Source organism: Streptomyces sp. NBC_00080, from assembly GCF_045041255.1.
Lineage (GTDB): Bacteria > Actinomycetota > Actinomycetes > Streptomycetales > Streptomycetaceae > Streptomyces > Streptomyces coriariae.
The window spans coordinates 6,342,712-6,362,931 of record NZ_CP108235.1 but is presented as its reverse complement, the minus strand read 5'-3'; the positions used below and the strand labels follow the sequence as shown (position 1 = coordinate 6,362,931).

General features: G+C 72.4%; 18 protein-coding genes. 9 read left to right on the top strand and 9 right to left on the bottom strand.

The window, feature by feature from the left end; translation table 11 throughout:
* Positions 1-13 precede the first annotated feature (13 nt).
* From OHU34_RS28415 to OHU34_RS28405, 3 genes are all read right to left on the bottom strand, one after another.
* Positions 14-1,279 carry an NAD(P)/FAD-dependent oxidoreductase gene (locus OHU34_RS28415; protein WP_405768920.1) on the bottom strand — a complete coding sequence of 422 codons (1,266 nt, stop codon included), beginning with the start codon at positions 1,277-1,279 and terminating at the stop codon, positions 14-16.
* A gap of 167 nt (positions 1,280-1,446) precedes the next feature.
* The gene (locus OHU34_RS28410) at positions 1,447-2,763 is read right to left on the bottom strand and encodes a deoxyguanosinetriphosphate triphosphohydrolase (protein ID WP_142264191.1); all 1,317 of its coding nucleotides are present in this window, start codon (positions 2,761-2,763) and stop codon (positions 1,447-1,449) included.
* Positions 2,764-2,883: 120 nt separating this feature from the next.
* The gene (locus OHU34_RS28405) at positions 2,884-3,780 is read right to left on the bottom strand and encodes a sirohydrochlorin chelatase (protein WP_142264192.1); all 897 of its coding nucleotides are present in this window, start codon (positions 3,778-3,780) and stop codon (positions 2,884-2,886) included.
* 208 nt (positions 3,781-3,988) lie between these two features.
* On the opposite strand from OHU34_RS28405, the gene OHU34_RS28400 reads away from it, so the two are divergent.
* Together OHU34_RS28400 and OHU34_RS28395 are read left to right on the top strand one after the other, a co-directional pair.
* The gene (locus OHU34_RS28400; RefSeq protein ID WP_142264193.1) at positions 3,989-4,666 is read left to right on the top strand and encodes a vancomycin high temperature exclusion protein; all 678 of its coding nucleotides are present in this window, start codon (positions 3,989-3,991) and stop codon (positions 4,664-4,666) included.
* A gap of 165 nt (positions 4,667-4,831) precedes the next feature.
* Entirely contained in the window at positions 4,832-7,039 is a 2,208-nt protein-coding gene (locus tag OHU34_RS28395) for a molybdopterin oxidoreductase family protein (protein ID WP_230195799.1), read from the top strand.
* Positions 7,040-7,083: 44 nt separating this feature from the next.
* Here OHU34_RS28395 and OHU34_RS28390 read toward each other — a convergent pair whose 3' ends face one another.
* The 4 genes from OHU34_RS28390 to OHU34_RS28375 all read right to left on the bottom strand — a co-directional run bounded on the left by OHU34_RS28390 (position 7,084) and on the right by OHU34_RS28375 (position 10,262).
* Positions 7,084-7,788, bottom strand: a complete 705-nt coding sequence (locus tag OHU34_RS28390) for a DUF6215 domain-containing protein (RefSeq protein ID WP_308285920.1) — start codon at positions 7,786-7,788, stop codon at positions 7,084-7,086.
* Positions 7,789-7,877: 89 nt separating this feature from the next.
* On the bottom strand, positions 7,878-8,225 hold the full coding sequence (locus OHU34_RS28385) for a hypothetical protein (RefSeq protein ID WP_200839674.1): 348 nt from the start codon (positions 8,223-8,225) through the stop codon (positions 7,878-7,880).
* Between the two features lie 5 nt (positions 8,226-8,230).
* Complete coding sequence (locus OHU34_RS28380; protein ID WP_200839675.1) at positions 8,231-8,518, bottom strand: hypothetical protein; 288 nt, start codon at positions 8,516-8,518, stop codon at positions 8,231-8,233.
* 97 nt (positions 8,519-8,615) lie between these two features.
* Complete coding sequence (locus OHU34_RS28375) at positions 8,616-10,262, bottom strand: M4 family metallopeptidase (protein WP_054244801.1); 1,647 nt, start codon at positions 10,260-10,262, stop codon at positions 8,616-8,618.
* 178 nt (positions 10,263-10,440) lie between these two features.
* Between OHU34_RS28375 and OHU34_RS28370 the strand changes: the two genes are divergently transcribed.
* The 7 genes from OHU34_RS28370 to nirD all read left to right on the top strand — a co-directional run bounded on the left by OHU34_RS28370 (position 10,441) and on the right by nirD (position 17,472).
* Positions 10,441-10,938: a gamma-glutamylcyclotransferase family protein gene (locus OHU34_RS28370; RefSeq protein WP_405768914.1), complete on the top strand. Its 498-nt coding sequence runs from the start codon at positions 10,441-10,443 to the stop codon at positions 10,936-10,938.
* Positions 10,939-11,254: 316 nt separating this feature from the next.
* Entirely contained in the window at positions 11,255-11,854 is a 600-nt protein-coding gene (locus OHU34_RS28365) for a hypothetical protein (RefSeq protein WP_405768911.1), read from the top strand.
* A gap of 153 nt (positions 11,855-12,007) precedes the next feature.
* Positions 12,008-12,634: a class F sortase gene (locus OHU34_RS28360; protein WP_142264198.1), complete on the top strand. Its 627-nt coding sequence runs from the start codon at positions 12,008-12,010 to the stop codon at positions 12,632-12,634.
* A complete protein-coding gene (locus tag OHU34_RS28355) occupies positions 12,631-13,077 on the top strand; it encodes a hypothetical protein (protein WP_405768908.1) in 447 nt (148 codons plus the stop codon). The genes OHU34_RS28360 and OHU34_RS28355 overlap by 4 nt, the downstream gene beginning before the upstream one ends.
* Before the next feature lie 230 nt (positions 13,078-13,307).
* Entirely contained in the window at positions 13,308-14,522 is a 1,215-nt protein-coding gene (locus OHU34_RS28350; RefSeq protein WP_054244806.1) for an NAD(P)/FAD-dependent oxidoreductase, read from the top strand.
* On the top strand, positions 14,522-17,125 hold the full coding sequence (nirB, locus tag OHU34_RS28345; RefSeq protein ID WP_142264200.1) for a nitrite reductase large subunit NirB: 2,604 nt from the start codon (positions 14,522-14,524) through the stop codon (positions 17,123-17,125). Before OHU34_RS28350 ends, nirB begins: the two co-directional genes overlap by 1 nt.
* Entirely contained in the window at positions 17,122-17,472 is a 351-nt protein-coding gene (gene nirD / locus OHU34_RS28340) for a nitrite reductase small subunit NirD (protein WP_142264201.1), read from the top strand. Before nirB ends, nirD begins: the two co-directional genes overlap by 4 nt.
* A 14-nt stretch (positions 17,473-17,486) precedes the next feature.
* On the opposite strand, the gene OHU34_RS28335 is transcribed toward nirD, so the two are convergent.
* Both OHU34_RS28335 and OHU34_RS28330 read right to left on the bottom strand, forming a co-directional pair.
* The gene (locus OHU34_RS28335; protein WP_405768905.1) at positions 17,487-19,058 is read right to left on the bottom strand and encodes a sensor histidine kinase; all 1,572 of its coding nucleotides are present in this window, start codon (positions 19,056-19,058) and stop codon (positions 17,487-17,489) included.
* Positions 19,055-20,146, bottom strand: a complete 1,092-nt coding sequence (locus OHU34_RS28330) for a response regulator transcription factor (protein ID WP_405768903.1) — start codon at positions 20,144-20,146, stop codon at positions 19,055-19,057. The genes OHU34_RS28335 and OHU34_RS28330 overlap by 4 nt, the downstream gene beginning before the upstream one ends.
* Between the last annotated feature and the right edge of the window lie 74 nt (positions 20,147-20,220).

Here is a 20,220-nt window from a genome sequence, read left to right as displayed (position 1 = left end):
ACCGGAACCCGGCCTAGGCGCCGAGGCCGTCCAGCGGCACCCGGGGGTCCGCCAGGGCCTCCGTGTCGATCCGCTCGCGCGAGCGGATCAGCTTCTGGATCGGCTCTGTGACGTCCCACACGTTCACGTTCATCCCGGCGAGGAGGCGGCCCTCCTTCAGCCAGAACGCGACGAACTCCCGCTTGCCGGCGTCACCGCGGATCACCACCTCGTCGTACGTCCCCGGCGGGGCCCAGCCGCTGTACTCCATGCCCAGGTCGTACTGGTCGGAGAAGAAGTAGGGCACGCGGTCGTAGGCGACGTCCTGACCGAGCATCGCGCGGGCGGCCGCCGGGCCGCCGTTCAGGGCGTTGGCCCAGTGCTCGACGCGCAGCCTGGTGTCGAAGAGACCGTGCGGGAAGGACGCGACGTCGCCGGCCGCGTAGATGTCGGGGTCGGAGGTGCGCAGCCGGGCGTCGACCGCGATCCCGCCGCCGTGCGCGCGGTCGGCGAGGGTGAGGCCCGCCGCCTCCGCGAGGCCGGTGCGGGGGGCCGCGCCGATCGCCGCGAGGACGTCGTGCGCCGGGTGTTCCTCGCCGTCGTCGGTGCGGACGGCGAGGACCATGCCGTCCTGGCCGACGATCTCGGTGAGCCGGGCGCCGAAGTGGAAGCGGACGCCGTGCTCGCGATGCAGGTCGGCGAAGACGGAGCCGAGCTCCGGGCCGAGGACGCCGTGCAGCGGGGTGGGCTCCGGTTCGACGACGGTGACCTCGGCCCCGTAGTCGCGGGCCGCCGCCGCGATCTCCAGGCCGATCCAGCCGCCGCCGGCGATCACGATGTGGCCGTTGTCACGGCCGAGGGCGGCCAGGACGCCCTTGAGGCGCTCGGCGTGCGCGAGCCGGCGCAGATGGTGCACGCCCGCGAGGTCGGTGCCGGGGATGTCCAGCCGGCGGGGTTCCGCGCCGGTGACGAGGAGCAGCTTGTCGTAGTGGACGAGCGTGCCGTCGTCACCGAAGCGGACCGTCTTCGCGGTGCGGTCGATCGCGTCGACGGTCTGGCCGAGGTGCAGCTCGATGTCGTTCTGCGCGTACCAGGCGGGCTCGTGCACGAAGACGCTCTCCCGCGTCTCCTTGCCCAGCAGGAAGCCCTTGGAGAGCGGCGGCCGCTCGTAGGGGTGGTCGCGTTCGTCGCAGATCAGTATCACGCGGCCGGTGAAGCCCTCCGCCCTCAGCGTCTCGGCCGCCTTGGCGCCGGCCAGGCCTCCTCCGACGATGACAAATGTCTGATCCGCGTCGACCACGTGATGCCTCCTACCGGGTTTCTGGGGGGTGGTCCCCCAGAGAACACTGAGCGTGCCGCCACATGCGAGCGTCCCGCACGCAGCGTGATGGGGGAAGGGGGACGTGCCCGATCAGGGCACGTCGGGTCACGTTCCGGGCCCGTTCGGGCGCACCCGGTCCGCACTTGTCAGGATCTCGTCCGCTCCGTCAGACGGCTGTGCAGCGAGCGGGCCGAGGCGTCGGTGAGGGACGCGATCTGGTCGACGACGACCCGCTTGCGGGCGCGGTCGTCGGGTGCCTGGTCGAACAGAGCGCGGAACTGGGGGTCGAGGCCGTCGGGCGCGCGGGCGGTGAGCGCCTCGGCGAGCTCGCTGATGACGATGCGCTGGTCGGCGCGCAGGACTTCCTGTTCGGCGCGCTGCATGACGTACCGGTCGGCGACCGCCTTGAGGACCGCGCACTCCAGGCGCGCCTCTTCGGGTACGACGAGCTCGGCGCCGTAGCGGGTGAGACTCCCGGTGCCTCCCCCAGTGCCTGGACGGCCTGGGTGGTACCCCCATCGCGCGCGGGTGGCGCCCTCGGCGGCCAGGCAGAAACGGCCGATGAGCTGGCTGGTGGCGTCCTTCAGCCGGGCCTGGGCGGCCGCCGTGCCGTCGTAGCCGTGCGGCCACCAGTCCTGGTCCTGGAGGCGGTCGAGGGCGGCGGCCAGTTCGGCCGGATCGGTGCCCGCGGGGACGTAACGGCCGACGGCGACCCGGAAGATCTCCCGGCGCTCCGGTTCGGCGTGCAGGCAGTTGGGGTCGATGTGCCCCGCGTGCAGGCCGTCCTCCACGTCGTGCACCGAGTACGCCACGTCGTCGGCCCAGTCCATGACCTGCGCCTCGAAGCACGTACGCGTACCGGGGGCCGTTTCGCGGACCCAGTCGAAGACGGGCCTGTCGTCCTCGTAGACGCCGAACTTGCCGGACGCCGGATCGACGGGATGTGCGTCCCGGGGCCAGGGGTACTTGGTGGCGGCGTCGAGGGCGGCCCGGGTGAGGTTCAGGCCCACGGAGCCCTCGGCGGTGAAGCGTTTGGGTTCGATGCGGGTGAGGAGCCTCAGCGACTGGGCGTTGCCCTCGAAGCCGCCGCAGTCGCGCGCGAACTCGTTCAGCGCCTGTTCGCCGTTGTGCCCGAACGGGGGGTGCCCGAGGTCGTGGGAGAGACAGGCCGCCTCGACCAGGTCGGGGTCGCAGCCGAGTGCGGCGCCCAGCTCGCGGCCCACCTGGGCGCACTCCAGGGAGTGGGTGAGGCGGGTGCGGGGGGTGGCGTCCCAGGCGTCGGTGCGGGTGCCCGGGGTGACCACCTGGGTCTTGCCGGAGAGCCTTCTGAGCGCGGAGGAGTGCAGGACGCGGGCACGGTCTCGTTGGAAGGCGGTCCGGCCGGGGCGTTTGTCCGGCTCGGGGGCCCAGCGGGCGACTGACGTCGGGTCATAGGCGGTGTCGAGGTGTGCGGTGCCTTCCATGTCTCGACAGTAAGCGGCGGGGGTGACAATCGGGTGGTACCGGGCGCCTGCCCGGCTGTCGGATCCGGCACGCCGGCGGGTCCGTCCGGTGCGTCGGCGGGTCCGGGCCGCCCCGGGGGCTCAGGCCGACGCCAGTTCGGGGGCCGTGCTCGCCGGGGTCGCCCAGGCCTGGTCGTAGCGGTGCAGGAGCAGGCTCGCCATCGCCGGGTGGGTGCCCAGCGGGGCGGACGCGATCCAGGGGGCCGCCTGCGCGCACTCGGTCGCGAAGCGGCCGGGGGCCGTGAAATAGGAGGCGACCGCCACCCGGTCACGGCCGCGCGCGGCCAGGGCCCGCAGCGCCGTGGGAACGGTCGGGGTCGCCGTCGAGGCGTAGGCGGGAACCACCGGGACGCCCAGTCGGCGCGCCAGGAGGCGGGCCGTACGGCGGGTGTCGACGGCCGAGTCGGGGTCGCGGGAGCCCGCCGCCGCGAGGACGACCGCACTCGTCCGGCGTTCCTCCTGCGTCAGGTCCGTGCGCCAGCCCGCCTCGACCAGGCGCGTGTGCAGGGTCTCCACGAGGAACGGGTGCGGGCCGAGCGGTGCGGCCACGCGCGTGTGCACCCGCGCCTTCGCGGCCATCTCGGGGATGTCCCGCTTGACGTGGTAGCCGCGGGCCAGGAGCAGCGGGACCAGGACGGCGTCCGTCGTGCCGTGGGCGTCGAGGTCGGCGAGGGTGTCCGTCAGCAGCGGCTCGTTGAGCTCGATGTGACCGAGGTGCACCGGCAGACCGGGGCGCTGCTCGCGGACGCGGTCCAGCAGCGTACGGACGGTGCTCAGCGCGCGCGGGTCGCGGCTGCCGTGGGCGACGACGACCAGCGCGGGCGGGCCGGGACGCCGGCGGCCGTCGAGCTGGACGAGGCTGAGCTGGCTGGCGAGCTGGGAGCTGATCCGGTTCATGATGTGCGCCGTACTGTCGAGGTGGACTTCGGACTCGTCGTGGACTTCGGACTCGTCGTACTGAGCGGGCGACGCCTTCATGAACAGATCCTGACGGCACGAGGTTGCACCCCCGTTGCCTGACCGTCACGAGTGTTTTCCGGTCGTTCACGCCGGGCCCGGGGGCGGTGTGAGATGTCGCTCGTGGTGCGGGAACGAACCGGATCACCGTCGGCTGCGTCTTCTCGGGCCGAAGGGGGCTTGCGACCCGCTCGCCTGTTCGACCTGTTTCGACCTGGGGGATCACCGTATGGACATCCGTCGACCGCGGCTGCCGCGCACCCGTGCCGGCCGGCGACGGCTGGTGCAGGCCGTGATGGCCGGGTGCGTGCTCGCGCTGCTGCCGGCCACCTGGCTGTACGTCTCCACGGCCGACCGGCTCGGTACGACCGCCGACGCGCCGCGCACCGAGGTCGCCGTCGTGTTCGGCGCCGGTCTGTGGGACGGCGAGCCCTCGCCGTATCTCGCGCACCGGCTGGACGCGGCGGCGAAGCTGTACCGGGAGGGCCGTATCGAGGTCGTGCTCGTGACGGGGGACAACAGCCGCGAGGACTACGACGAGCCCGACGCCATGCGCACCTATCTGACCCGGCACGGGGTGCCCGCCGAGCGGATCGTCAGCGACTACGCCGGTTTCGACACCTGGGACTCCTGCGTCCGCGCCAAGAAGATCTTCGGCGTCGACAAGGCCGTGTTGATCAGCCAGGACTTCCACATCCGGCGGGCCGTCGCCCTGTGCGAGGCGGCGGGGGTGGACTCGTACGGCGTCGGGGTCGCCGCCAAACACGACGTGACCTGGTACTACGGGGGCACCCGGGAGATTCTCGCGGCCGGCAAGGCGGCCCTGGACGCGGTGTTCGAGCCGGACCCCAGGTTCCTCGGACCGAAGGAACCGGGAGTGACGAGGGCCCTCGCCGACGACCGGTGAGGTGGCGGGTGGGGCGGCGGGCCAGGCAGCGGGCCCGCCCCGCGTGCGGCAGTCCCGCTCCGCCGGGCGCCTCACGGTGGGTCCGGTCCGGCGAGGAGGGCACCACCACACCGCCGTAACAGGAGACCGCACGGCGCGTAACACGGCCGAAGCACGCTGGAGCGTATGCCGACCACTTCGACGCCCACCCACTGCCCGTACTGCGCCCTGCAGTGCGGGATGGCCCTGTCGCCCCTGCCCACGGGGGGCGTCGAGGTGGTCGAGCGCCCGGACTTCCCGGTGAACCGGGGCGCACTGTGCGGCAAGGGCCGTACGGCGCCCGCGGTGCTCTCCTCCCGGGTACGGCTGACCTCCCCGTTGGTGCGGTCCGGCGATTCGCTCGTGCCGGCCACCTGGGAGGAGGCACTGGACCGGATCGCCGGGGAGCTCGGCAGGGTGCGCTCCGAGCACGGTGCCGACGCGCTCGGCGTGTTCGGCGGGGGCGGGCTGACGAACGAGAAGGCGTACACGCTCGGCAAGTTCGCGCGGGTCGTGCTCGGTACCTCGCAGATCGACTACAACGGCCGGTTCTGCATGTCGTCCGCGGCGGCGGCCGGCATCAAGGCGTTCGGGCTCGACCGGGGGCTCCCCTTCCCGCTGGAGGACATCCCGCGGACGGGGTGCGTGATCCTGGTCGGATCCAACCTCGCGGAGACCATGCCGCCCGCTCTGCGGTTCTTCAACGAGCTGCGGGAGAACGGCGGCACGCTGATCGTGATCGACCCGCGCCGCACGAAGACCGCCGAGCAGGCCGACCTGCACCTCGCGCCCCGGCCGGGAACGGATCTCGCGCTGGCGCTGGGTCTGCTGCACCTGATCGTCGCCGAGGGGCGGGTCGACGAGGAGTACGTACGGGAACGGACCACCGGCTGGGAGGACGCGCGGGCGGCCGCCATGGCGCACTGGCCGGAGTACGTGGAGCGGATCACGGGGGTGTCCGTTCCACAACTCCGCGAGACCGTAAGGCTGTTCTGCGAACCCGAGGCCGCGATGGTGCTCACAGCGCGGGGGCCCGAGCAGCAGTCCAAGGGCACCGACACGGTCGGCGCGTGGATCAACCTCTGCCTCGCGACGGGACGGGCCGGGCGGCCGCTCAGCGGCTACGGCTGTCTGACCGGGCAGGGCAACGGGCAGGGCGGGCGCGAGCACGGCCAGAAGGCCGACCAGCTGCCCGGCTACCGCAAGCTGGACGATCCGGCGGCCCGACGGCACGTCGCCGAGGTGTGGGGCGTCGACCCGGACTCGCTGCCCGGCCCCGGTCGCAGCGCGTACGAGCTGCTGGACGCGCTGGGGTCCGACGTCCGGTCACTGCTGCTGATGGGGTCGAACCCGGTGGTCTCCGCGCCGCACGCCGCGCACATCGAGGAGCGCATCAAGTCCCTCGAGTTCCTCGCCGTCTGCGATGTCGTCCTGTCCGAGACGGCGGCCCTCGCGGACGTCGTCCTGCCGGTCACCCAGTGGGCGGAGGAGACGGGGACGACGACCAGCCTGGAGGGACGGGTCCTGCTGCGCCGCCAGGCGATCACCGCCCCGGAGGGCGTACGGAGCGACCTGGAGGTCCTGCACGAGCTGGCGGCTCGACTCGGCGTCGAGAAGGGCTTCCCGACCGACCCCGAGGAGGTCTTCGAGGAACTCCGCCGAGCCAGTGCGGGCGGCGTCGCGGACTACTCCGGCATCACCTACGCGCGCCTGATGGAGGAGAGCGGGGCCGGGGTGTTCTGGCCCTGCCCCGCGGAGCCGGAGGGCGAGGCGCGGGCCGGGGGCAGTGCGGGTGCCGGGGGCGATGCGGTGACCGACGGGGGTGATGCGCCGACCGTCGGGGGCGAAGAGGGAAGCGAGGGCGCCGAGGGAGGCCGGCTGGGGCACCGGCCGGCGGCCGGTACGCCTCGGCTCTTTCTCGACCGGTTCGCCACGGAGGACGGACGGGCGCGCTTCGTGCCGGTCTCGCACCGGCCCAACGCCGAGGAACCGGACGACGACTACCCCGTCCTGCTCACCACCGGGCGGGTCGTGTCGCAGTACCAGTCCGGCGCCCAGACCCGCCGCGTGGACGAGCTGAACGCCGCCGCGCCCGGCCCGTTCGTGGAGCTGCACCCCCGGCTGGCGGCGCGGCTCGGAGCGTCCGAGGGCGACCCGCTGGCCGTGGTGTCGCGCCGCGGACGCGCGGTGGCCCCGGCCCGGATCACCACCGGGATCCGCCCCGACACCGTCTTCATGCCGTTCCACTGGCCGGGCGAGGGCCGCGCCAACACGCTGACCAACCCGGCGCTGGACCCGACCTCGCGCATGCCGGAGTTCAAGGTGTGCGCGGTGCGGGTGGAGATCGCCGAGTAACCGGCCCCCGACCGCCGTCAGCCAACCGGATTCGTCCGACGCCGTCAGCCTGCCGCCGCCCAGCCCGGGATCGCGGGCAGGACCTTCTGCGCGATGCTCAGCAGGGCGGCGTCGTCCGGCCGCACGTTGTCCTGGCGCCAGATGGCGATCTCGTAGGAGCCGCCGCCGTCCTTGGTGTCCGGGGCGACGGCCAGCGCACGGGCGATGCCGCCGGGGGCGGTGTCGGACTTGCCGCCGCCGAGGTCGAAGCTGAAGGCGATCGTCTGGCTCGAGTAGAGCACCGCGGGGTGGCCCGCGATCGTCTTCGACTCGGCTTCGTTCAGCAGGCCCTCCATCCCCGCGACCGGGAGGTCGTCGTAGGACCGCGAGAGCTTCACGGTGTAGGTGTCCAGTTGGACGGTCCCCTCGGGACTGGGGATCTCCGTGCCGCTCGCCATCTTGACCGAGCCGTCACTGCCGTAGGCCGTCAGCGCGTGCTCCTGCGGAGTGCCGAGCAGCGCCGGCAGGTCCGCGCGGTTCAGCGCGGTGCACAGCTCCGTCCCGGAGATGCGGTGCGCCGCGTGCGCTTTCTCGGCGGCCTTCTTGTCCTCGTCGTCGAGGCGGCAGACCGCCGGTTTGTCGGCGGCCGCGGCGTCGCTCTTCTGGATCACGTACAGCCCGCCCCCCAGCGCCCCGACCACCACCAGCGCCGCGATGGCTTGAGCCCATGCGTTCGGGCCCTTCTCGGGCGCGGCAACTATCTCGGCCATGTCCCCCATTACCCCCGGTACCCCCTGCTCGCGCCGGATGCGCGCGGGGGGAGCGTAACGGGTGATCCAGCCACGGGGAAGCGAGTTCCTCACCAGTGAGTAACATCGAGCACCCGTGCGCAGTGCGGATCCCCGTCGTCCGCCACCGTCTGCTCCGCCTCCCCCCGAACCAGCGAGGGAAGCGCCGAGATCAGCGCCGTGAGCGCCCCGGTCGTCCGGACGTCGGCGGCGGTCACCCCCGGGAGGCCGTCGGCCCGGAAGTACAGCCGCACCCGGTCCTGGTCCAGGAAGAGAAAGCCGTGCAGGAGGGGGTCCGTCGAGTGGTCCTCGTCGAAGCACGTGGCCCGGGCCAGGGTCCGCACCAACCGCAGCCCCCGATCGACGGCCGTCTCGTCGGCGCGCGGCACGACCGCCGGGTCCACGGGAACGAGCGGCATCCCCATCACCGTGCCGCCCCCGGCCGGCCGCCCTCCCCGCACAGCGTGCGCAGCATCCCGATGACGTCATACGCCGTCACACCGTCCTCACCGACGAGGAGAGGAATCTCGTAGAGCGTCAACTCCCCTGTGCCCACAGCACTTACGGGCCCGACGGCGACCCGCACGGCATCCGCGCCGGCGGGGGCGGGCAGCACCCCGCGCACGTACGACGCCCCGACGAGCGGGGCGTGAAGATGCTGAAGCACGAGGGGAATCAGGTCGGCCTGATCACGCACGGTCTCTTCGTCCACGGGTGCATTGTCGACGCCGGGGGTGGTGAAGCGCTGCCGGCCGCCCCGGTTCCGCGGTTCGGGTTCGGGGCGGCCGCGTCACGCTGCTGGGGGCGGGTCAGTTCACGTTGACCGCGGTCCAGGCCGCTGCCACCGCGTTGTACTCGGTGGTGCCGGTGCCGTAGAGGTCGCGGGCCGCGTTCAGGGTGGCCGTTCTTGCCGCCGCGTAGTTCGTCGAGGACGTCATGTAGACGGTCAGGGCGCGATACCAGATCGCGCCGAGCTTGTCGCGGCCGATGCCGGTGAGCGTCGAGCCGTTGTACGTCGGGGAGTTGTAGGTGACGCCGTTGACGGTCTTCGTGCCGCTGCCCTCCGCGAGGAGGTAGGCGAAGTGGTTGGCGACGCCGGACGAGTAGTGGACGTCGAGGTTGCCGACCGAACTGCTCCAGTAGTCGGCGGAGTTGCCGTCCTTGCTCGGCTTGTCCATGTAGCGCAGGGCGTCCCGGCCGAAGCCGGAGCGGACGATCTTCTCGCCGATGAGGTAGTCACCGGTGTCGGAGGAGTTCCCGGCGTAGAACTCGACCAGGCTGCCGAAGATGTCGGAGGTCGCCTCGTTCAGGCCGCCCGACTCGCCCGAGTAGGTCAGTTTGGCCGTCTTCGAGGTCACGCCGTGGGACATCTCGTGGCCGGCCACGTCCAGGGCGACCAGCGGGCCCAGCTGGGTGCCGTCACCGTCGCCGTAGGTCATGCAGAAGCAACTGTCGTCCCAGAAGGCGTTGTTGTAGCTGTTGCCGTAGTGGACGCGGTTGTAGGAGCCCTTGCCGTCGTTGCCGATGCCGTTGCGGCCGTGCACGTTCTTGTAGTAGTCCCAGGTCACGTCGGTGCCGTACTGGGCGTCGACGGCAGCCGTGGAGCGGTCCGCCGTGGCGCCGGTGCCCCAGTGGTTGTCGGTGTCGGTGAAGAGGGTCGCGGGGGCGCGGCTGATGCAGATGCCGAAGATGCACAGGTCGGTCTTGTTGGCCGCGTCACCGGTGTACGTGTTGCCGCGGGTCGGGTCCTTGAGCTGGTAAGTCGATCCCGAGAGGGTCGTCTCCAGCGGGACCGTGCCGCCGTACAGGGACTTGCCGTCGCCCGTGGCGGTCTCGATGGTGTCCCAGGCGTCGATCTGGGCGCCGGTGCGCGCGTCGGTCAGCACCGCGCGGGCGACCGGGTTGCCGAGCGTGTCCAGGGCTACGACATCGGTCCGCCAGGCCAGTTTCGGAGCGCCGTGCAGCGCGTCGACGACCAGCTGCGGCTTGGCCTTCACCTGCTTCAGCGTCTCGCCGAGATTGGCGGCGCGCAGGGCGTTCACGGCGACGTCTGCGGCCTTGGGGGCGGACACCTTCGGGGTGATGCTCGTCAGCGAGATCGTCGCCCTCGTCGCCCGGTTCGCGCTGCGGTACGCGCCGTCGGGTGCCAGATGGACGACGAAGTCACCGCCCAGTACGGGAAGTTGGCGGTACGTGCGGTCGTAGCGGACGTGCTGCGTGCCGTCCTTGTCGACGACCACGTCACGGACGGAGGTGCCCTGCACGGAGGTGAGGCCCAGGGTCGCCGCGTAGTCGGCGAGTACCGCCGCCGCGTTGTCGAGCGCCGTCGCCCGGGTCGGCCTGTCCGCCGCGTCGGCGACCGGGGAGAGTACGGCGGCCAGGAGCGTGGCCGTGGTGGCGGCGATACCGGCGGTGGCGAGACGGGAACCTCGGACGTGCTGCCGTATCCGACTCATCAGTGTCTTCGGTCTCCTCGAGAAGGCGCCGTGGGGGGCGCGTGTGGGGGTGGCCTGTGGGTGGCCTGTGGAGGTGGCGCTGATGTCGTCCTGGCATTTAAGAGGCCATGACATGTCATGTCCATAGCGCATGCGCGATGGACCGGTGAGGGGGCGGTGAGGGGAGAGAATCGTTTCCGTGAGCGCCCCGGAACTCCCCTTCTTCGTCTACGGCACCCTCCGCCCCGGCGAGGTCAACCACGACCTCCTCCTGCGCGGTCGCACCCTCCGCGAGGAACCGGCCCGGCTGGCCGGGGCGGTGCTCTACCAGGGGCCCGGCTATCCCTACGCGGTGGAGGAGCCGGGCGGGACGATCACCGGCGAACTCGTCACGCCCCTCCCCCGGACCTACGTGCGACTGCTCGCCGAGCTCGACCGGCTGGAGGAGTACGTGCCGGGCGACCCGCGCAACCTGTACGAGCGGGTCGAGCGCGAGGTGGCTGCGCCACCAGTGACGACGGCGCCAAGGGGTGGCGATGGACGTGGAGATGGGGACGGGGAGGAGGGGGGAGCGGTTCTTCGGGGTGCGAGTCCTGTCGTACGTGCATGGGTGTACGTCGCCGCGCCCGCCGTCGCCGACCGCCTGCGGGCCCGGGGCAAGCTGATCGAGAGCGGGGACTGGCTCACCCGGCGGTGACCTCACCCGGACCTGCGGCGGCGACCGCACCCGGCGACCCCGCGGCGGCACTCACCCGACCCCGCGGCAGCCGTCCGGCCCGTACCGGCGTGGCCACCCCCGGCGGCGGTCACCCGTTCACCCGCCCCATGCGCGCTTTTCCATACCGGGCCCTCCGCACGCCGGTGACCTGGTGAAACCCTCGTCGGGCCACCCGACCGCGCGCGCATCTGACACCCATTCATCCCATTCCTGACGCTCCCTCAGGAAGCGCGCTCGCCGTGCTGCGACTTACCTCGGAAGGGCAGGGAGACTCGAAGAGCTCGAAGGAGCACCGATGCGACGCACCGCCCGTCGTACCGCACGTCGTGCCGCGCATGTGCTGACCGGTACCGCGCTCACCGTCATCACCACGGCCGGGTTCGCCGCACCCGCTCAGGGCGCCGGCACCGATGCGGGTGCCGGTGCCCGTGTCAGCGCCAGTGCCGGTTCCGGTACCCGTGCCGGGAGTCTTGAGGTGTATCCGTCCACCGCGGTGCCGGGCGGGCAGGTCTCGGTGAACACGGCGGCGTGCGGCGACGGCGGAGCGGCGACGGGCGACGCCGGGGCGGTGGGTGCCGGCCGCTTCCCGCTGGCGCCCAGCGCGCACGAGGGCGAGGCGATCGGACGGTTCCGGGTGCCGCCGAGCTCGCAGCCGGGAACGTACGAGATCGTCGCGGAGTGCGCCGCGGGCGGGCGGCGCGTCACCGGGGACCTGGTGGTCGTGCTGGCCTCCGACCGGCAGCCGGTGCATCCGCGAGGAAGTGTGAAGACGGGGGTCGGCGGCGCACTGGGCCCCGACCCCGTACAGACCGCGGCCGGTGTGGCGGCTCTCGCCGTCGCCGCCGCGGGCGGTACCTGGCTCCTGCATCGCCGGGCGAGAGGCGACGGGATCTGACGGACACCCTCCGCTGTCCGTCCGCCGGTACCGCATGTCCCCTCCCCCTCCGGGTCCGACGCCCCTCGCGGCCCGGAGGGGGAACGGGGTCCCCCCTGGCCAGGAGATTCACGGAAAGCGTCCGCGCGAAGAGTCACGCAGAAGGGTCCTGGGATGCGCAGGGTCGGCAACACCGCCATAGCGGCCGTCACCGTGATCGCTCTCGGCGGCGGCGCGTGGCTGCTGCACAGCGGCGCCGAGACACACGCTCCGCCGCAGCCGTCCGCGGCCCAGGCCCACTCGGCCGGTCCGGGCGCACCGGGCCGGTCCGCCCCGGCGCTGCCGCCCTCCCCGCCCGACCGCGTCCGCATCCCCGCGATCCATGTGGACGCCCCGCTGACGGGCCTCGCGCTCACCCCGTCGGGCAGCCTCGACGTCCCGCCCGCCGAGAAGAAGAACCTGGCCGGCTGGTACGAGGCCGGCACCACTCCCGGCGAGAGAGGCACCGCGATCGTCGCCGGCCATGTCGACAACGCCGACGGCCCCGCCGTCTTCTACGACCTGGGCGCCCTGCGCAAGGGCAGTGCCATCGAGGTGGACCGGCGCGACGGAAGCGTCGCGGTGTTCACCGTGGACGCCGTCGAGGTCTACCAGGCACGCGACTTCCCCGACGAGAAGGTGTACGGGGCGGCGAACAGGCCGGAGCTGCGGGTGATCACCTGCGGCGGGGGCTATACGAAGTCGACCGGCTATCAGGGGAACGTCGTCGTCTTCGCGCATCTCACGTCCTCGCGCGCGTGACCGGGCAGCCGGCCTCGATGGAGGCGCTCAACCGGCTGCCTCCGGTCACCGGCAAGGTCTACCGCGGCGACTGGAATCTCGGCGGGGACGACTCGATCTACCGGCTCGGCAAGCAGGCCGCGCTGAACTACCGGCCCGGCTCCGTCTTCACGACCTCGTTCGACAGCACCAGCCGGGAGAAGTCCGTGGGGCTGGGCTTCATGCGCGGCCAGCGGGTCTCCGGCACGAAGACGCACCGGATCCTCCTGGAGCTGACACTCACCGGGAAGTACGGCCGTGACATCGACCCGTTCCACCAGTACCAGGGCACCGAGGCGGAGGTCCTGCTCATGCCGGGCGCGAGTTTCAAGGTGGACAGGAGCGAGTGGGTGCAGGACCCGGGCCACGACCCGGCGAACGGCGGCAGCGACTGGTACGAGCACGTCCACGCGACAGAGGCCTGACGGCGGCCCACCCGCATGACGGGCCCCAGGCCCAACGGGGCGGCCCGTCCCGGGTGGGGCGGGGCCGTGCCCAGGTGGAGGTGTGCCGGAGCCAAGGCGGACGGGTCGTGTCCGGGTGGGGGTGGGGTCGTAACCCTCACACCCCCGCCCAGGCCCCGCTGAGGGCAGCGTTCCTCGCGGGAAACAACGGTGATGCGGTCGGGTAACGTCGACAACGCACGCTCCTGGACATGACCTCGAATTCGCGTGTGGTGGTGATCGGCGCCGGCCTCGCGGGCGTACGACTCGCCCGCCGGCTCGGCGAGCTGGGCACGCCCGCGCTGCTGATCGGCGAGGAGGAGCACCGGCCCTACAACCGGGTCCTGCTCGCCGAGGTGCTGGCCGGCCGGTACGCCCCCGAGGTGATCGCGCTGCCCGCGCCCGCCGGACTGGTCCGGGGCCGGGTCACCGGCATCGACCGCGACCGGCGGACCGTGGCCTGCGCGGACGGCTCGGAGATCGCATACGACACCCTGGTCCTGGCCACCGGCTCCAACCCGGTGCTGCCGCCCCTGCGCGGTCTGTTCACCCCCGATCACGTCCTGCCGGAGGGCGTCCACGCCTTCCGCACCATGGACGACTGCCTCGGTCTGTCGAAGGCGGTACGGCCGGGCGTGCGGGCGGTCGTCATCGGCGGCGGGCTCCTCGGGGTCTCCGCGGCCCGTGCGCTCGCGGTACGCGGCGCCCAGGTCGTCCTCGCCCAGCAGGCCGAGCGGCTCATGGAACGCCAGCTCGACCCGAACGCGTCCAAGCTGGTGCTCCGGCACCTGAGGGACCTCGGCGTCGAGGTCCATACCGAGTGCCGGGTCCGCGACGTGCGCTGCGTCGGCGGCGCCGTCCGCTCGGTGGAGATGGCCGACGGGTACACCCTCGGCGCCGACCTGGTGGTGCTGGCCTGCGGGGTCTCTCCGCGCGCCGGACTCGCCAAGGCGGCGGGGCTCGCCGTCCACAAGGGAATCCTGGTCGACGACGAACTCCGCACGTCCGACCCGTACATCCGGGCGATCGGCGACTGCGCACAGCACGACGGGAACGTGTACGGGCTGGCCGCACCCGCGCTGGAACAGGCGGACGTCCTCGCCGAGTCGCTCGCCGGAGACACGGGCTCCCGGTACGCCGGCACCCGCGCCCTCACCCGGCTCACCCTCGCCGGGAACAGCGCCTTCGACCTCGCCGCCTTCGGCGAGACGGAGCCGCGCCCCGGCGACGACGTCGTACAGCTCGCCGACGCCACCCGGGGCACCTACCGCAAGGTCGTCGTCCGCGACGACCGCCTGGTCGGCGGGGTCCTCGTCGGCGAACTCGGCACCGTCGGCGCGCTGGCGCGCGCCTGGGAGGGAGCAGAGCCGCTCCCCTCCGACGGCGGCCCCCTGCTCCACCTGCTCACCAACGATGGAGGCTCCTGATGACCGCCACCCCCGGGGGCACCCCCACGATCGTGCTCGTCGGCCACGGCATGGTCGGCCAGCGCTTCCTCGAGGCGCTCGCCGAGCGCGGCCTGACCGCCACGCACCGCGTGGTCGTGCTCTGCGAGGAGCCGCGTCCCGCGTACGACCGCGTGCAGCTCACCTCGTACTTCTCGGGCAAGACGCCCGAGGACCTGTCGATGACCGACATGCGGTTCATCGCCGACCACGGCATCGAGCTGTACGTCGGTGACCCCGCGGAGACGATCGACCGCGAGGCCCGCAAGGTGACGGCCCGCTCGGGACTGGCGGTCGACTACGACATCCTCGTCCTGGCCACCGGCTCCTACCCCTTCGTGCCGCCCGTCCCGAACAAGGACGCCGAGGGCTGCTTCGTCTACCGCACGATCGAGGACCTCCTCGCGATCGAGGAGTACGCCAGGACGCGGACGACGGGTGCCGTGGTCGGCGGTGGGCTGCTGGGCCTGGAGGCGGCCGGTGCGCTGAAGGGCCTCGGGCTCACCTCCCACATCGTGGAGTTCGCGCCCCGCCTGATGCCGGTCCAGGTCGACGAGGGCGGTGGCGCCGCGCTGCTGCGCACCATCGAGGACATGGGGCTGTCCGTCCACACGGGCGTGGGCACCCAGGAGATCGTCGTCGACGAGTCCGGCGCCGTCACCGGCATGAAGCTCTCCGACGGCTCCGAACTCGCCACCGACCTGGTGGTGTTCAGCGCCGGTGTCCGTCCCCGCGACCAGCTGGCCCGCGAGTCCGGCCTGACGGTCGGTGAGCGTGGCGGCATCGCCGTCGACGAGCAGTGCCGCACGCTGAACGACCCGCACGTGTTCGCGATCGGCGAGTGCGCGCTGGCCGCCGACGGCCGGGTGTACGGCCTGGTGGCCCCCGGCTACGAGCAGGCCATCACGGTCGCCGCGACGATCGCCGCCGACGAGTCCGAGCAGCTGACCTTCACCGGCGCCGACCTCTCCACCAAGCTGAAGCTGCTCGGTGTGGACGTGGCGTCGTTCGGTGACGCGCACGGCACCGCCGAGGACTGCCTCGACGTCGTCTACTCCGACTCCCGCTCGGGCCTGTACAAGAAGCTGGTCATCGGCCGCGACGGCACGCTGCTCGGCGGCATCCTGGTCGGCGACGCGGAGGCGTACGGCACTCTGCGCGCCTTCACCGGGTCCGTACCGCCCGTCGCTCCCGAGTCGCTGGTCCTGCCGGCCGGTGCCGGCGAGTCCGTCCAGCTCGGCCCGTCCGCACTGCCGGACGAGGCGATCGTCTGCTCCTGCCACAACGTGTCGAAGGGCACGATCCGCGGCGCGGTGACGGAGCACTCCTGCACCACCGTGCCCGAGGTGAAGAAGTGCACCAAGGCCGGTACCGGCTGCGGCAGCTGCGTCAAGGTGCTCGGCCAGCTGGTCACCGCCGAGCTGGAGGCGAGCGGCGTCGAGGTCGACAAGGGCCTGTGCGGCTGCTTCTCGCAGACCCGCGAGGAGCTGTACGAGATCGTCCTCGCCCTGCGCATCAACACCTACCAGGACCTCCTCGACCGCTACGGCCGGGACAGCGCCCGGGGCGGCGACGGCTGCGAGGTCTGCAAGCCGACCGTCGGCTCGATCATCGCCTCCCTCGCCCCGACGATCGGCGCGAGCGGCTACGTCCTGGACGGCGAGCAGGCGGCCCTTCAGGACAGCAACGACCACTTCCTCGCCAACCTCCAGAAGAACGGCTCCTACTCGGTCGTCCCGCGCATCCCCGGCGGTGAGATCACCCCCGAGGGCCTGATCGTGATCGGGGAGATCGCCCGCGACTTCGGCCTCTACACGAAGATCACCGGCGGCCAGCGGATCGACATGTTCGGCGCCCGCGTCGAACAACTCCCGCTGATCTGGACCAGGCTGGTGGACGCCGGCTTCGAGTCCGGTCACGCCTACGGCAAGTCGCTGCGCACGGTGAAGTCCTGCGTCGGCCAGACCTGGTGCCGCTACGGCGTCCAGGACTCCGTCCGCATGGCGATCGACCTGGAGCTGCGCTACCGGGGGCTGCGCTCCCCGCACAAGCTCAAGTCGGCGGTGTCGGGCTGCGCCCGCGAGTGCGCCGAGGCCCAGTCGAAGGACTTCGGCATCATCGCCACCTCCAACGGCTGGAACCTCTACGTCGGCGGCAACGGCGGCGCCACCCCGCGCCACGCCGACCTGCTCGCCCAGGACCTCACCGACACCGAACTGGTACGCCTCATCGACCGGTTCCTGATGTTCTACATCCGCACCGCCGACCGCCTGGAGCGCACCTCGACCTGGCTGGACCGGATCCCCGGCGGGCTGGACCACGTACGGGACGTGGTGGTGGAGGACTCGCTCGGCATCTGCGAGGAGCTGGAGTCCCTGATGACCGACCACGTCGCGCACTACGCCGACGAGTGGGCGACCACCATCAACGACCCGGAGAAGCTCGCCCGGTTCGTGTCCTTCGTCAACGCGCCCGACACCCCCGACCCGGTCGTCGGCTTCGTGCCCGAGCGCGACCAGATCAAGCCCGACCTGCCGTTGCTGTCCATCGGCCACCGTCCCCTGGAAGGGAGCGCCCAGCGATGACCCTGGCACTCGAGACGACCGACCTCAAGGTCCAACTTCAGCTGGAGGGGCAGTGGTTCACGGTCTGTGACCTCAGCCAGCTGATCCCCGGCCGCGGGGTGGCCGCCCTGCTGCCCGACGGCCGCCAGGTCGCCCTGTTCCGGGACCGGGCCGGTGAGGTGTACGCCGTCGACAACCGCGATCCGTTCGGCGGCGCGGCCGTCCTCTCCCGTGGTCTGACCGGCACCCACGAGGGCCGCACGTTCGTCGCCTCCCCGCTGCTCAAGCAGCGTTTCGACCTGCTGAGCGGGGAGTGCCTGGACGACGACACGGTGCGCATCGCCACCTACCGGGTGCGCACCGCCTGACGCTCGTCCGCCGCCTACCGCCGGCCCGGTGTCGTGGACTGGAGGCGTCTGACCGGACGCCGGCCGGGGGTGCCGGCGCCGGCGACCGTGTTCGCGCTGCCGCCGTTGTCCCCGGTACCGCCCGCGTTCCCGGTGCCGCCGGGCCGGGCCGGTACCGCCGGGAGCCGGACCACCGCGTCGAGGCCGCCGCGCGGCGCGGACCGCAGGACCACCTCGCCACCGCTCGCGTGGGCGAGGCGCTGCACCAGGGCGAGGCCCAGACCGGTGCCGCCCTTGGGGGCGTCCGGGGCGCGCCAGAAGCGGTCGAAGGCACGCCGGCGCTGCTCCTCGGTCATGCCGGGACCCTCGTCCATGACGTGCAGCTCGACCCAGCCCGGACCGGCCGGGCGGTGCGGATGCCGATGCGGGTGGCGGTGCGGGAAGCGGCGCTCGTGGGGCGGGTGGTGGCGCGGGTCGACGGAGACCGTGGAGCCCGGGGGCGCCACCCTGAGGGCGTTGGAGAGCAGGTTGTCGAGGATCTGCTCCACGGCCCCGGGCAGCGCCAGCACCCCGCCCGCGTAGTCCCCCGCCAGTGCCAGCCACACGCCGTGCTGCTCGAACAGCGGCGTCCAGGCGCGGTGCCGCTCCGCGCACACCCGGCCCAGGTCGACCGGCTCCCGTTCCACGGCGCTCTCGTCGAGCCGGGCCATCGCGAGCAGCCCCTCGACCATCCGGGCCAGCCGGTCGGTCTCGGTCAGCGCGGCGGTGAGCGAGCCCCGCGCGTCGAGGGCGATGTCGTTCTCCAGGTTCTCCAGCCGCAGCCGCAGCGCCGCGAGGGGCGTCTTCAGCTGGTGCGAGGCCTCACCGGCGAAGGCCCGCTGGGAGGCCAGCAGGTGTTCCAGTCGGGCGGCGGTCCGGTTGAAGGTCGCGGCGAGACTGCGGACCTCCGGCGGCCCGTTGGTGATCGCCACCGGGACCGCGGTACCGCCCATCGCCAACTCGTGCGTGGCGTACTCCAGTTCACGGATCGGGCGACCGGTCCAGCGGGCGATGACGAACCCGAGAGCGGCCACCGCGGTGAGCGCGGCCAGTCCGCCCAGGGCCAGCAACAGCCAGACGTGGTGCACCCGTTCGGACACCATCCGGGTCGGCACGGTGATCCGGACGGCGCCCTGTTCCTCGACGCCGTGGCGTACCGGGGTGGCCACCGCCAGGTACCGCACACCGCCGATGGTGGAGGTGCGCACGTCGGCCGTCGCGGTACCGCGCAGGGCGGCGGCGATGCCCGGCCAGGAGGCGAGGCCGCTCTCCTCCCTTCGGTTGAGCGGATGCGAGGAGGCCAGCAGGGTGCCGCTCCCGTCGACGATCAGCACCTTGCCGCCGATGCGTTCGGCGCAGTGCGCGGCCCGCTCGGGCAGGTCCTGCGCCGCGCGGCCCGCCGAGATGGACAGCGAGGCGAACGCCGAGACCGACTCCGCCTCGTCCGTCGCCGCGTTGATCACCCGCTCCCGCTCGCCGCGCGAGTACACGAAGCCCAGCGGGATCTCCAGGCAGAGCAGGACCAGGGCGGCGAGGGTGAGATAGCTGAGCAGCAGCCGACGGGTCATCGGTAGGCCGCCGAGTGCTGGTCGTAGCGTTGCGGGTCGTAGGCGTGCGGAGCATGGACGTGCGGTTGGGGGGCCGACGGCTCGTAGGCGCTCTGGGGATGGGCGGGCCGGGGGTGAGCGTGCCGGGCGAAGGCCGGTGGAGCCGTGGCCGGCGGGGCGGAAGCCGATGGTTCGTAGGGCTGTCGCGCGCTCGGGGAGGAGGTGTGCACCGCCAGCCGGAAACCCACTCCGCGCAGCGTCTGGATCCAGGCCGGGTTTCCCAACTTCCTTCGCAGAGTGGCCACATGGACGTCCAGCGTCTTGGTCGGCCCCTGGTAGTGCGGGTCCCAGACCCGGTCGAGGATCTGCTGGCGTGAGTACACGGCCCCCGGATCCTCGGTGAGCAGCGCGAGCAGCTCGAACTCCTTGGGTGTCAGGGCCACCGCCTCCTCCCCCACCCACACCTGCCGGGTCCGCCGGTCGACGACCAGGGGACCGGCGGCGGCTGTGACGGCTGTCGGGGCGGCTGCTGTGGCGGCGACTGCGGCAGTGGCCGTCGTGGCGCCCTCGAACGCCTCGAAGGCCTCGAAGGCTCCGTTCGCCGCGAAGGCTTCACTCGTCCCGAACGCTCCGGTCGTCCCGAACGCTCCGCTCGTCCCGGACGTCGGGGAGGCGAGAGGGGTGGCGGCCGCCGGCGCGAAGGACTCCCCGCCGACCGGCTCCTGCCCCGTGAACTCCCGCTCGGCCAGGCCTCGGTGCGTCCGCCGGATCACCGCACGCACCCGCGCCACGAGCTCACGCATGCTGAACGGCTTCGCCAGGTAGTCGTCGGCGCCCAGCTCCAGACCCAGCACCCGGTCGGCCTCCTCCCCCCGGGCACTGAGGATGATGATGGGGACGTCGGAGTTCTGCCGGATGCCCCGGCAGACGTCGATGCCGTCGATGTCGGGCAACCCCAGGTCGAGCAGGACGACATCGCCGTACGGCCCCCTCAACCCCTCGCCGCCGGTGCCGACATGACGCACCGCCAGCCCGAAGTTCCCGAGGCCCTCGACGAGCGGCTCGGCGATCGTCCGGTCGTCCTCGATGAGCAGGACTCGTACACCCATGCGTTCCCGTCTCTCCTGTGCACCGAATTCACGTGTTCCGTGGATCCGTCACGCTACAAGAACGGTCAGGAATA

What these genes read in the sequence shown, in the direction of transcription:
- OHU34_RS28335 (WP_405768905.1), bottom strand. Translation starts at nt 19,058, where the DNA reads ATGACCCGTCGGCTGCTGCTCAGCTATCTCACCCTCGCCGCCCTGGTC.
- OHU34_RS28330 (WP_405768903.1), bottom strand. Translation starts at nt 20,146, where the DNA reads ATGGGTGTACGAGTCCTGCTCATCGAGGACGACCGGACGATCGCCGAG.
- OHU34_RS28390 (WP_308285920.1), bottom strand. Translation starts at nt 7,788, where the DNA reads ATGGCCGAGATAGTTGCCGCGCCCGAGAAGGGCCCGAACGCATGGGCT.
- OHU34_RS28350 (WP_054244806.1), top strand. Translation starts at nt 13,308, where the DNA reads ATGACCTCGAATTCGCGTGTGGTGGTGATCGGCGCCGGCCTCGCGGGC.
- OHU34_RS28375 (WP_054244801.1), bottom strand. Translation starts at nt 10,262, where the DNA reads ATGAGTCGGATACGGCAGCACGTCCGAGGTTCCCGTCTCGCCACCGCC.
- OHU34_RS28400 (WP_142264193.1), top strand. Translation starts at nt 3,989, where the DNA reads ATGGACATCCGTCGACCGCGGCTGCCGCGCACCCGTGCCGGCCGGCGA.
- OHU34_RS28395 (WP_230195799.1), top strand. Translation starts at nt 4,832, where the DNA reads ATGCCGACCACTTCGACGCCCACCCACTGCCCGTACTGCGCCCTGCAG.
- OHU34_RS28410 (WP_142264191.1), bottom strand. Translation starts at nt 2,763, where the DNA reads ATGGAAGGCACCGCACACCTCGACACCGCCTATGACCCGACGTCAGTC.
- nirB (WP_142264200.1), top strand. Translation starts at nt 14,522, where the DNA reads ATGACCGCCACCCCCGGGGGCACCCCCACGATCGTGCTCGTCGGCCAC.
- OHU34_RS28385 (WP_200839674.1), bottom strand. Translation starts at nt 8,225, where the DNA reads ATGCCGCTCGTTCCCGTGGACCCGGCGGTCGTGCCGCGCGCCGACGAG.
- nirD (WP_142264201.1), top strand. Translation starts at nt 17,122, where the DNA reads ATGACCCTGGCACTCGAGACGACCGACCTCAAGGTCCAACTTCAGCTG.
- OHU34_RS28360 (WP_142264198.1), top strand. Translation starts at nt 12,008, where the DNA reads ATGCGCAGGGTCGGCAACACCGCCATAGCGGCCGTCACCGTGATCGCT.
- OHU34_RS28405 (WP_142264192.1), bottom strand. Translation starts at nt 3,780, where the DNA reads ATGAAGGCGTCGCCCGCTCAGTACGACGAGTCCGAAGTCCACGACGAG.
- OHU34_RS28365 (WP_405768911.1), top strand. Translation starts at nt 11,255, where the DNA reads ATGCGACGCACCGCCCGTCGTACCGCACGTCGTGCCGCGCATGTGCTG.